We start from the raw sequence: 10,635 nt of genomic DNA, 5'->3' as shown, positions 1-10,635 counted from the left end.
AGAGTAGGTCATCGTCAAGATTAAATTCCGAAACCCCAATTGCGAAAGCAGTTGGGGTTTTGTTTTGGGCGCTCGAAAATCTGGTGGGGCGTCGATCATGACTGATATCCAGCCTTTCTATGCAATGACCCTGCGCATGGCTATCATGCGTGCCTCATTCTGAGGCGATATGTGCATGCTGACGTTGTTGAAACTTCTGAAAGATGGTCGCTTTCATTCTGGAGAAGCGCTTGGTGCCGCCCTAGGCGTCAGTCGCAGTGCCGTGTGGAAGCAGCTTCAGCATCTTGAGGCAGAATTGAATCTCCCCATTCATAAGATTCGGGGGCGAGGATATAGATTGGCTGCGCCATTGATGTTTTTGAATGCGCAGGAAATTTCCCAGAGGGCGGCTTCCCTGGCTTGGCCTGTTCACATTTTCGACTCCATTGACTCCACTAATGCTGAGGCTTTACGTCTTGTCGATGCGGGCAGTGCGGCTCCTTTTATTGTGCTAGCGGAGCAGCAGACGGCTGGTAGGGGGCGACGAGGCCGCAAATGGGTCAGTCCATTTGCGCAAAACATTTACTACAGCCTTGTATTGCGTGTTGAGGGCGGCCTGCGGCAACTGGAAGGGCTGAGTCTGGTGGTGGGGCTGGCAGTCCTGCAGGCTCTGCGTGAGTCGGGCGTGGAGGGCGCAGCTTTGAAGTGGCCAAACGACGTCCTGGTTGGGCACAAGAAAATCTCAGGCATCTTGCTTGAGTTGGTGGGAGATCCCGCAGATATCTGTCACGTTGTGCTAGGGATAGGTATCAATGTGAATATGCAGAAAGCTGTAGAGGTTGATCAGCAGTGGACCTCGATGCAGCTCGAGACGGGCTCTTCTGTTGATCGCAATCACCTGGTGGCGCGACTGGGCTTGCAACTGCAAGCCTACCTAGACCGACACAAGGCTGCGGGTTTTGCTGGGCTGCAAGCAGAATGGGAGCAGCATCACGCGTGGCAAGGGAAGTGTGTGTCGCTTATCGCGGGCGTCAATCAGATTGATGGGGTTGTGCTCGGTGTGGATTGTCAGGGTGCGTTGCGTTTGGATGTCGGTGGCGTTGAGAAAATATACAGCGGTGGTGAGCTAAGCCTGAGGTTGCGTGATGATTCTTGAGCTCGACTGTGGAAATAGCTTTATCAAGTGGCGTGTTCTTGAGTCGAGTGATGCAAGTGTCCGCGCCGAAGGCATCGCAGGTTCGGATATTGCGCTGATCGACAGTTTGGTGGCTTTGCCTGGTCTATTGCTCACGCGTTGTCGGTTGGTGAGTGTTCGCGCGCTTGAGGAGACCGATAAGTTGATAGCAGCGTTGGTAGGGGCATTTGGCGTTGCTGTTTCCTGTGCCACCTCTGCTCGAGAAATGAGCGGAGTACGCAACGGCTACGAAGACTTCCAGCGCCTAGGAATGGATCGATGGCTGGCCATGCTAGGCGCGTTCAAGTTGGCGTCAGGTGCATGTCTGGTACTCGATTTTGGTACGGCGGCGACCGCAGATTTTATCGGTCCGGACGGTGAGCACCTGGGGGGGTTTATTTGCCCGGGTATGCCGCTTATGCGTAATCAACTGCGAACCCATACTCGCAAGATACGTTATGACGACGCGGCCGCTGAGCGGGCGCTGGAGCGTCTCTCTCCAGGTCGCACGACCGTAGAGGCCGTCGAGCGTGGTTGTACGCTCATGCTTAGAGGTTTCGTGCTGACTCAGCTCGAGTTGGCGCGAGGCTATTGGGGGGGGGATTTCACGGTCTTCCTCACTGGAGGCGATGCCGACCTGGTCAGGGATGCTGCGCCTCAGGCTCGGCTGGTCCCGGACCTGGTGTTTGTTGGTTTGGCGATGGCGTGTCCTTTGTCTTGAGGTGATTATGCGCTGGCTGTTTTTACTTTTACTGGTTCTCAATGTTTTTTATTACGTCTGGCATCAGCAAGAGGCGCCATTGCGGGCCAAGGATGTCACGCCCTTGAATCTCCATCGAGGAGCGCAGCAAGATATTCGCCTCTTGAGTGAGTCGGCAGATGCGGTGGCTCGGCGTGATCGAGCGAGGTCGACGGAGGCGCAGAATACCTGCTTGTACATCGGTGGTTTCTCGGATCGACGCCAGGCCTCTTCTCTTGAGCAAAGGCTCACGAGCCTGGATATAAAGGTCACGGTCCAGTTGCTGAATGCACAGAGCGCCTCGGGTTATTGGTTGCGTGTGGCCCCTGAAAGCCGTCGCCTGGCTGACGATCTGCCCTTTGAAAGCCTTGCTAATGAATTCAATGAGTTAAAACATAAAATAATGCTGTGCGAAGGCATTGCAACTCTCGAATAGTTTGCATAGAATGGCGCCCGCTTCGCAGTGAAGACCTTTAAGGGCTACAGTGCGAAGCTACCGTCAATGCAGCTAACCTCATAATTTAAATGAGAAAATGCTTGACAGAAGGTCGGCGTGATGTAAAATGCCGGCTCGCTTAGGAGGGGTTCCCGAGCGGCCAAAGGGATCAGACTGTAAATCTGACGTCTACGACTTCGAAGGTTCGAATCCTTCCCCCTCCACCATTTTTAGCGTGAGCTGCAAGCTCCGCGGGTATAGTTTAGTGGTAGAACCTCAGCCTTCCAAGCTGATGATGCGGGTTCGATTCCCGCTACCCGCTCCAAGTTTGCAGGTTGTGCAAGGTGTTTCGCTCTTGTAGCTCAGTTGGTAGAGCACACCCTTGGTAAGGGTGAGGTCAGCGGTTCAAATCCGCTCAAGAGCTCCATATGACAAGGCAGATATGAAAATATCTGCCTTTGTTTTAACAGCTGCCTCGGCTTGAATGTTGTTCGATGTTTCAGGTCTTGTGGGGTTGGTTGTTGTAAAGTCTTTTTCAGGCCTGCATAATGGTCGGCCTGATTTTGTTTTAGGTCAGTAGCTCAATTGGCAGAGCGACGGTCTCCAAAACCGTAGGTTGGGGGTTCGATTCCCTCCTGACCTGCCAGATTCACGTGGTGTGTCTGGCTTTCTTTTCACAGGATCTTCATAGATGACTCCTAAGGCTGAAGCTCAAAGCTCTCGTTTCGATCTGGTAAAGTGGCTCGCTGTAGTCGCCTTGGTGGTCGTAGGCGTTGTTGGCAATCAGTACTATTCTGCTTCGCCGATCCTGTACCGTGTACTCGCTTTGCTTGCCCTCGCTGCTGTAGCTGCCTTTGTAGGCCTGCAGACTGCCAAAGGCAAGTCCTTCGCGGTACTGGTTAAGGAAGCTCGCACCGAAATCCGTAAAGTCGTTTGGCCGACTCGCCAAGAAACCACTCAGACCACATTGATTGTCGTGGCTGTTGTTCTGGTTATGGCGTTGCTGTTGTGGGGGCTTGATTCCCTGCTCGGCTGGCTTGTTTCCTTGATTGTTGGCTAAGGGTGTCCCGTGGCTAAGCGTTGGTACGTTGTGCATGCTTACTCGGGTTACGAGAAGCATGTTATGCGCTCTTTGCTGGAGCGCGTAAAGCTGGCAGGCATGGAAGATGGCTTCGGCGAAATTCTGGTTCCCACTGAAGAAGTGGTTGAAATGCGGAATGGGCAGAAGCGCAAAAGCGAACGCAAGTTCTTCCCTGGCTACGTGCTGGTACAAATGGACATGAACGAAGGTACTTGGCACTTGGTCAAGGATACCCCTCGCGTCATGGGCTTCATTGGCGGTACTGCCGACAAGCCTGCTCCGATCACCGACAAAGAGGCGGAAGCAATTCTGCGTCGTGTTGCTGACGGTAGCGACAAGCCCAAGCCGAAGACATTGTTCGAGCCGGGTGAGGTTGTTCGCGTTACAGACGGTCCGTTCGCTGATTTTAACGGTACGGTCGAAGAAGTTAACTACGAAAAGAGCCGGATCCAAGTGGCAGTGCTCATTTTCGGTCGCTCTACCCCGGTAGAGTTGGAGTTCAGCCAGGTCGAAAAGGTCTAGCTGGGCAAGCATCCCAACCCCGCAGCCTAGGCTGTGGGGTTTTGTCGTCACTGGGATAAACGCGCAAGTAACCGGGGAGCCTTTCGAGGCGTTTGAACCCGTAATTGGAGTGCCTCATGGCCAAGAAGATTACCGCTTACATCAAGCTGCAAGTGAAGGCCGCTCAGGCCAACCCTAGCCCACCCGTCGGTCCAGCTCTGGGTCAGCACGGCGTGAACATCATGGAATTCTGCAAGGCCTTCAACGCCCGTACTCAGGGTCTTGAGCCAGGTCTGCCGACTCCAGTGATCATCACTGTATACAGCGACCGTAGCTTCACCTTCGAAACCAAGTCGACCCCGGCTTCGGTTTTGCTGAAGAAAGCTGCCGGTCTGACCAGCGGTTCCGCTCGTCCTAACACCGTTAAGGTTGGCACTGTAACCCGTGCTCAGCTGGAAGAAATCGCGAAAACCAAAAACGCGGATCTGACTGCAGCTGATATGGATGCAGCCGTGCGTACCATCGCCGGTTCTGCTCGTAGCATGGGCCTTAACGTGGAGGGTGTGTAATGGCTAAGCTGACCAAGCGCCAAAAGGCTATCGCCGGCAAAATCGAAGCGGGCAAGTCCTACAACTTCGTAGACGCTGCTGCCCTGCTGACCGAGCTGTCGACTGTCAAGTTCAGCGAGTCTGTTGACGTTGCTGTGAACCTGGGCGTTGACCCACGTAAATCCGACCAGGTCGTTCGTAGCGCTACTGTGCTGCCACACGGTACTGGCAAGACTGTACGTGTTGCCGTCTTCACCCAAGGCCCAGCTGCTGAAGCTGCTCTGGCCGCTGGTGCTGATCGCGTTGGCATGGATGACCTGGCTGCCGAAATGAAAGGCGGCGACCTGAACTATGACGTCGTAATTGCTTCCCCGGATGCAATGCGCGTTGTAGGTCAGTTGGGTCAGATCCTCGGTCCACGTGGCCTGATGCCTAACCCTAAAGTCGGCACCGTAACTCCAGACGTAGCTACCGCGGTTAAAAACGCCAAGGCTGGTCAGGTTCGTTATCGCACCGACAAAAACGGCATCATTCACACCTCCGTTGGCAAAGTCGGCTTCGATGCCGTCAAGCTGAAGGAAAACGTTGAAGCCCTGATCGCTGATCTGAAGCGTATCAAGCCTGCTTCTTCGAAAGGTATCTACGTCAAGCGCGTTACCCTGAGCACCACTATGGGCCCAGGCCTGGTCATCGACCAAGGCTCGCTGGACGTATAAGACATAAATTGGCGCAAGTAATTGCGCCAATTGAAAGATTGGGGTCCCTGCCTGGCGGGGGCTATCCAAGACCGTAGGCGACGCAAGTCTTAAACCAACAAGCCTACGCAGATGGTGCTCCCGGTTCCTTACCGAATCAGACACCAAAACGACATCAGGCCTAGGCCAGATGAAACGGTAACAAGCAGGAGTTAAACCCGTGGCAATTAATCTCGAAGACAAGAAGGCCATCGTCGCTGAAGTCAACGAGGCTGCCAAAGCTGCTCTGTCCGCTGTCGTGGCTGATGCCCGTGGTGTGACAGTAGGCGCTATGACCGGACTCCGTAAAGAGGCTCGTGAAGCTGGCGTATACGTACGTGTTGTACGTAACACCCTGCTCAAGCGCGCCGTTGCTGACACTGAATACAGTGTTCTCAACGACGTGTTCACCGGCCCGACTCTGATCGCGTTCTCTAAAGATCATCCAGGCGCTGCTGCCCGTTTGTTCAAAGAATTCGCCAAGAGTCAGGATAAGTTCGAGATCAAGGCAGCTGCGTTCGAGGGCAAGTTCCTCGCAGCTAACCAAATCGACGTACTGGCAACACTGCCGACCCGCGACGAAGCCATTTCGCAGCTGATGAGCGTGATTCAAGGCGCTACCAGCAAGCTGGCTCGTACTCTGGCTGCAGTTCGCGAGCAAAAAGAAGCTGCGGCAGCCTAAGGCTGAGCAACCTCTCTCGCGTATTTTTGTTTATTTCGATGGCCGCGTAGGCCGTCCCCCAATTCAGGAAATACAGCAATGTCTATCTCCCAAGACGATATCCTCAACGCCGTAGCTGAAATGTCGGTTCTGCAGGTTGTTGAGCTGATCAAAGCTTTCGAAGAAAAATTCGGCGTTTCCGCTGCCGCTGCTTCCGCCGGTCCAGCTGCTGCTGCTGCCGTTGTTGAAGAGCAAACCGAATTCAACGTCATGCTGACCGAAGCTGGCGAGAAGAAAGTAAACGTGATCAAGGCAGTACGTGAACTGACCGGTCTGGGCCTGAAAGAAGCCAAGGCTGTAGTTGACGGCGCTCCTGCCATGGTTCTGGAAGCTGTTACTAAAGACGCAGCTGACAAAGCCAAAGCTACTCTGGAAGAAGCAGGCGCTAAAGTCGAGCTGAAGTAAGCATCGACCTTGCGTCTCCAGCCCAAGCGTTAAGCTGAAGGCTGATGGCTGGTGGCTCTTGCCACCGGCCTTTTTCCGTTCTTGGCTGTCGACTCGGTCGCCGCCATTAACGCGCTGTAGCCACCCGAAGCGGTGGTGCAAACCATGGGGTTTGCAAGATTTTCTGGCTGCTCCCGTCGGAGGGGCCAAACAAGCAGGTGACCAAGCTGGGGAACGCTGATGGCTTACTCATATACTGAGAAAAAACGTATCCGCAAGGACTTTAGCAAGTTGCCGGACGTCATGGATGTCCCGTACCTTCTGGCTATCCAGCTGGATTCGTATCGTGAATTCTTGCAGGCGGGAGCGACCAAAGATCAGTTCCGCGACGTGGGCCTGCATGCGGCCTTCAAATCCGTTTTCCCGATCATCAGCTACTCCGGCAATGCTGCGCTGGAGTACGTCGGTTATCGCCTGGGCGAACCGGCATTTGATGTCAAAGAATGCGTGTTACGTGGCGTTACGTACGCCGTACCTTTGCGGGTAAAAGTCCGTTTGATCATTTTCGACAAAGAATCGTCGAACAAAGCGATCAAGGACATCAAAGAGCAAGAAGTCTACATGGGCGAAATCCCATTGATGACCGAGAACGGTACCTTCGTAATCAACGGTACCGAGCGTGTAATCGTTTCCCAGCTGCACCGTTCCCCGGGCGTGTTCTTCGACCACGACCGCGGCAAGACGCACAGCTCCGGCAAACTCCTGTACTCCGCGCGGATCATTCCGTACCGCGGTTCGTGGTTGGACTTCGAGTTCGACCCGAAAGACTGCGTGTTCGTACGTATCGACCGTCGTCGCAAGCTGCCGGCCTCGGTACTGCTGCGCGCACTCGGCTATACCACTGAGCAAGTGCTGGACGCTTTTTATACCACCAACGTATTCAGCCTGAAGGATGAAACCCTCAAGCTGGAGCTGATCGCTTCGCGTCTGCGTGGTGAAATTGCCGTCCTGGACATCCAGGATGAAAAAGGCAAGGTCATCGTTGAGGCTGGCCGTCGTATCACTGCGCGCCACATCAACCAGATCGAAAAAGCCGGTATCAAAGAGCTGGAAGTGCCTCTGGACTACGTTCTGGGTCGCACTACCGCCAAGGTCATCGTTCACCCGGCTACAGGCGAAATCCTGGCTGAGTGCAACACCGAGCTGAACACCGAGATCCTGGCCAAAATCGCCAAGGCCCAGGTTGTTCGCATCGAGACCCTGTACACCAACGATATCGACTGCGGTCCGTTCATCTCCGACACACTGAAGATCGACTCCACCAGCAACCAATTGGAAGCGCTGGTCGAAATCTATCGCATGATGCGTCCTGGTGAGCCGCCAACCAAAGACGCTGCCGAAACCCTGTTCAACAACCTGTTCTTCAGCCCTGAGCGTTATGACCTGTCTGCGGTCGGCCGGATGAAGTTCAACCGTCGTATCGGTCGTACCGAGATCGAAGGTTCGGGCGTGCTGTGCAAGGAAGACATCGTCGCGGTATTGAAGACTTTGGTCGACATCCGTAACGGCAAAGGCATCGTCGATGACATCGACCACCTGGGTAACCGTCGTGTTCGCTGCGTAGGCGAAATGGCCGAGAACCAGTTCCGCGTTGGCCTGGTGCGTGTTGAGCGTGCGGTCAAAGAGCGTCTGTCGATGGCTGAAAGCGAAGGCCTGATGCCGCAAGACCTGATCAACGCCAAGCCAGTGGCTGCGGCGGTGAAAGAGTTCTTCGGTTCCAGCCAGCTTTCGCAGTTCATGGACCAGAACAACCCGCTCTCCGAGATCACCCACAAGCGCCGTGTTTCTGCACTGGGCCCGGGCGGTCTGACCCGTGAGCGTGCTGGCTTTGAAGTCCGTGACGTACACCCGACGCATTACGGTCGTGTATGCCCGATCGAAACGCCGGAAGGTCCGAACATCGGTCTGATCAACTCCCTGGCTGCCTATGCGCGCACCAACCAGTACGGCTTCCTCGAAAGCCCATACCGTGTGGTGAAAGACGCCCTGGTCACCGACGAGATCGTATTCCTGTCCGCCATCGAAGAAGCTGATCACGTGATCGCTCAGGCTTCGGCCACGATGAACGACAAGAAAGTCCTGGTCGACGAGCTGGTAGCTGTTCGTCACTTGAACGAGTTCACCGTCAAGGCGCCGGAAGACGTCACCTTGATGGACGTTTCTCCGAAGCAGGTAGTTTCGGTTGCAGCGTCGCTGATCCCGTTCCTGGAACACGATGACGCCAACCGTGCGTTGATGGGTTCCAACATGCAGCGTCAAGCTGTACCGACCCTGCGTGCTGACAAGCCGCTGGTAGGTACCGGCATGGAGCGCAACGTAGCACGTGACTCCGGCGTTTGCGTCGTGGCTCGTCGTGGCGGCGTGATCGACTCCGTTGATGCCAGCCGTATCGTGGTTCGTGTTGCCGATGACGAAGTAGAAACTGGCGAAGCCGGTGTCGACATCTACAACCTGACCAAATACACCCGCTCGAACCAGAACACCTGCATCAACCAGCGTCCGCTGGTGAGCAAGGGTGATCGCGTTCAGCGTAGCGACATCATGGCCGACGGCCCGTCCACCGACATGGGTGAACTGGCTCTGGGTCAGAACATGCGCATCGCGTTCATGGCATGGAACGGCTTCAACTTCGAAGACTCCATCTGCCTGTCCGAGCGTGTTGTTCAAGAAGACCGCTTCACCACGATCCACATCCAGGAACTGACCTGTGTGGCGCGTGATACCAAGCTTGGGCCTGAGGAAATCACTGCAGACATCCCGAACGTGGGTGAAGCTGCACTGAACAAGCTGGACGAAGCCGGTATCGTTTATGTAGGTGCTGAAGTTGGCGCTGGCGACATCCTGGTCGGTAAGGTCACTCCGAAAGGCGAGACCCAACTGACGCCTGAAGAGAAGCTGCTGCGTGCCATCTTCGGTGAAAAAGCCAGCGACGTTAAAGACACCTCCCTGCGTGTACCTACCGGTACCAAGGGTACGGTCATCGACGTACAGGTCTTCACCCGTGACGGCGTTGAGCGTGATGCTCGTGCACTGTCCATCGAGAAGACTCAGCTCGACGAGATCCGCAAGGACCTGAACGAAGAGTTCCGTATCGTTGAAGGCGCGACCTTCGAACGTCTGCGTTCCGCTCTGGTAGGCCACAAGGCTGAAGGCGGCGCAGGCCTGAAGAAAGGTCAGGACATCACCGACGAAATCCTCGACGGTCTTGAGCACGGGCAGTGGTTCAAACTGCGCATGGCTGAAGATGCTCTGAACGAGCAGCTCGAGAAGGCCCAGGCCTATATCGTTGATCGCCGCCGTCTGCTGGACGACAAGTTCGAAGACAAGAAGCGCAAACTGCAGCAGGGCGATGACCTGGCTCCAGGCGTGCTGAAAATCGTCAAGGTTTACCTGGCAATCCGTCGCCGCATCCAACCGGGTGACAAGATGGCCGGTCGTCACGGTAACAAGGGTGTGGTCTCTGTGATCATGCCGGTTGAAGACATGCCGCACGATGCCAATGGCACCCCGGTTGACGTCGTCCTCAACCCGTTGGGCGTACCTTCGCGTATGAACGTTGGTCAGATCCTTGAAACCCACCTGGGCCTCGCGGCCAAAGGTCTGGGCGAGAAGATCAACCGCATGATCGAAGAGCAGCGCAAAGTCGCAGACCTGCGTAAGTTCCTGCACGAGATCTACAACGAGATCGGCGGTCGCAACGAAGAGCTGGACACCTTCTCCGACCAGGAAATCCTGGATCTGGCGAAGAACCTGCGCGGCGGCGTTCCAATGGCTACCCCGGTGTTCGACGGTGCCAAGGAAAGCGAAATCAAGGCCATGCTCAAACTGGCAGACCTGCCAGAAAGCGGCCAGATGCAGCTGTTCGACGGCCGTACCGGCAACAAGTTCGAGCGCCCGGTTACTGTTGGCTACATGTACATGCTGAAGCTGAACCACTTGGTAGACGACAAGATGCACGCTCGTTCTACCGGTTCGTACAGCCTGGTTACCCAGCAGCCGCTGGGTGGTAAGGCTCAGTTCGGTGGTCAGCGTTTCGGGGAGATGGAGGTCTGGGCACTGGAAGCATACGGTGCTGCATACACTCTGCAAGAAATGCTCACAGTGAAGTCGGACGATGTGAACGGTCGTACCAAGATGTACAAAAACATCGTGGACGGCGATCACCGTATGGAGCCGGGCATGCCCGAGTCCTTCAACGTGTTGATCAAAGAAATTCGTTCCCTCGGCATCGATATCGATCTGGAAACCGAATAACACGTGACGCGAATCGAGAGCGGG

At 55.2% G+C, this 10,635-nt stretch carries 10 protein-coding genes and 4 tRNA genes; all 14 read left to right on the top strand.

All coding sequences use genetic code 11. The features are described 5' to 3' along the window. Positions 1-175 precede the first annotated feature (175 nt). Positions 176-1,135: a bifunctional biotin--[acetyl-CoA-carboxylase] ligase/biotin operon repressor BirA gene (birA, locus tag ACTJLA_RS06675; RefSeq protein WP_057975596.1), complete on the top strand. Its 960-nt coding sequence runs from the start codon at positions 176-178 to the stop codon at positions 1,133-1,135. Continuing rightward, positions 1,125-1,874 carry a pantothenate kinase gene (locus ACTJLA_RS06670; RefSeq protein ID WP_198791675.1) on the top strand — a complete coding sequence of 250 codons (750 nt, stop codon included), beginning with the start codon at positions 1,125-1,127 and terminating at the stop codon, positions 1,872-1,874. Before birA ends, ACTJLA_RS06670 begins: the two co-directional genes overlap by 11 nt. Positions 1,875-1,881: 7 nt before the next feature. Next, complete coding sequence (locus ACTJLA_RS06665; RefSeq protein WP_198791676.1) at positions 1,882-2,328, top strand: hypothetical protein; 447 nt, start codon at positions 1,882-1,884, stop codon at positions 2,326-2,328. A 142-nt stretch (positions 2,329-2,470) separates the two neighbouring features. Continuing rightward, positions 2,471-2,555 (top strand) — tRNA-Tyr (locus ACTJLA_RS06660). A 24-nt stretch (positions 2,556-2,579) separates the two neighbouring features. Then, a tRNA-Gly gene (locus ACTJLA_RS06655) sits at positions 2,580-2,653 on the top strand. Positions 2,654-2,679: 26 nt separating this feature from the next. Next, positions 2,680-2,755 (top strand) — tRNA-Thr (locus tag ACTJLA_RS06650). A 143-nt stretch (positions 2,756-2,898) separates the two neighbouring features. Then, positions 2,899-2,974: transfer RNA gene (locus ACTJLA_RS06645), tRNA-Trp, on the top strand. Between the two features lie 45 nt (positions 2,975-3,019). Next, on the top strand, positions 3,020-3,388 hold the full coding sequence (gene secE, locus ACTJLA_RS06640) for a preprotein translocase subunit SecE (RefSeq protein ID WP_003194658.1): 369 nt from the start codon (positions 3,020-3,022) through the stop codon (positions 3,386-3,388). Between the two features lie 9 nt (positions 3,389-3,397). Further along, positions 3,398-3,931, top strand: a complete 534-nt coding sequence (gene nusG, locus ACTJLA_RS06635) for a transcription termination/antitermination protein NusG (protein ID WP_003176436.1) — start codon at positions 3,398-3,400, stop codon at positions 3,929-3,931. A gap of 116 nt (positions 3,932-4,047) precedes the next feature. Beyond that, entirely contained in the window at positions 4,048-4,479 is a 432-nt protein-coding gene (gene rplK / locus ACTJLA_RS06630; protein WP_003176435.1) for a 50S ribosomal protein L11, read from the top strand. Further along, the gene (gene rplA, locus ACTJLA_RS06625) at positions 4,479-5,174 is read left to right on the top strand and encodes a 50S ribosomal protein L1 (RefSeq protein ID WP_003176434.1); all 696 of its coding nucleotides are present in this window, start codon (positions 4,479-4,481) and stop codon (positions 5,172-5,174) included. The genes rplK and rplA overlap by 1 nt, the downstream gene beginning before the upstream one ends. Before the next feature lie 199 nt (positions 5,175-5,373). Further along, positions 5,374-5,874, top strand: a complete 501-nt coding sequence (rplJ, locus tag ACTJLA_RS06620) for a 50S ribosomal protein L10 (RefSeq protein ID WP_003232405.1) — start codon at positions 5,374-5,376, stop codon at positions 5,872-5,874. A 78-nt stretch (positions 5,875-5,952) separates the two neighbouring features. After that, positions 5,953-6,318 carry a 50S ribosomal protein L7/L12 gene (gene rplL, locus ACTJLA_RS06615; RefSeq protein ID WP_020302454.1) on the top strand — a complete coding sequence of 122 codons (366 nt, stop codon included), beginning with the start codon at positions 5,953-5,955 and terminating at the stop codon, positions 6,316-6,318. A gap of 219 nt (positions 6,319-6,537) precedes the next feature. After that, the gene (rpoB, locus tag ACTJLA_RS06610) at positions 6,538-10,611 is read left to right on the top strand and encodes a DNA-directed RNA polymerase subunit beta (protein ID WP_010206926.1); all 4,074 of its coding nucleotides are present in this window, start codon (positions 6,538-6,540) and stop codon (positions 10,609-10,611) included. The last annotated feature ends 24 nt before the right edge of the window (positions 10,612-10,635 follow it).

The organism is Pseudomonas sp. 22072, assembly GCF_052046095.1.
Lineage (GTDB): Bacteria > Pseudomonadota > Gammaproteobacteria > Pseudomonadales > Pseudomonadaceae > Aquipseudomonas > Aquipseudomonas paracarnis.
Note: the sequence above shows the minus strand (reverse complement) of the source record. Positions and strands in the feature narration are given on the sequence as shown.

What these genes read in the sequence shown, in the direction of transcription:
- birA (WP_057975596.1), top strand. Translation starts at nt 176, where the DNA reads ATGCTGACGTTGTTGAAACTTCTGAAAGATGGTCGCTTTCATTCTGGA.
- ACTJLA_RS06670 (WP_198791675.1), top strand. Translation starts at nt 1,125, where the DNA reads ATGATTCTTGAGCTCGACTGTGGAAATAGCTTTATCAAGTGGCGTGTT.
- ACTJLA_RS06665 (WP_198791676.1), top strand. Translation starts at nt 1,882, where the DNA reads ATGCGCTGGCTGTTTTTACTTTTACTGGTTCTCAATGTTTTTTATTAC.
- secE (WP_003194658.1), top strand. Translation starts at nt 3,020, where the DNA reads ATGACTCCTAAGGCTGAAGCTCAAAGCTCTCGTTTCGATCTGGTAAAG.
- rplK (WP_003176435.1), top strand. Translation starts at nt 4,048, where the DNA reads ATGGCCAAGAAGATTACCGCTTACATCAAGCTGCAAGTGAAGGCCGCT.
- rplA (WP_003176434.1), top strand. Translation starts at nt 4,479, where the DNA reads ATGGCTAAGCTGACCAAGCGCCAAAAGGCTATCGCCGGCAAAATCGAA.
- rplL (WP_020302454.1), top strand. Translation starts at nt 5,953, where the DNA reads ATGTCTATCTCCCAAGACGATATCCTCAACGCCGTAGCTGAAATGTCG.
- rpoB (WP_010206926.1), top strand. Translation starts at nt 6,538, where the DNA reads ATGGCTTACTCATATACTGAGAAAAAACGTATCCGCAAGGACTTTAGC.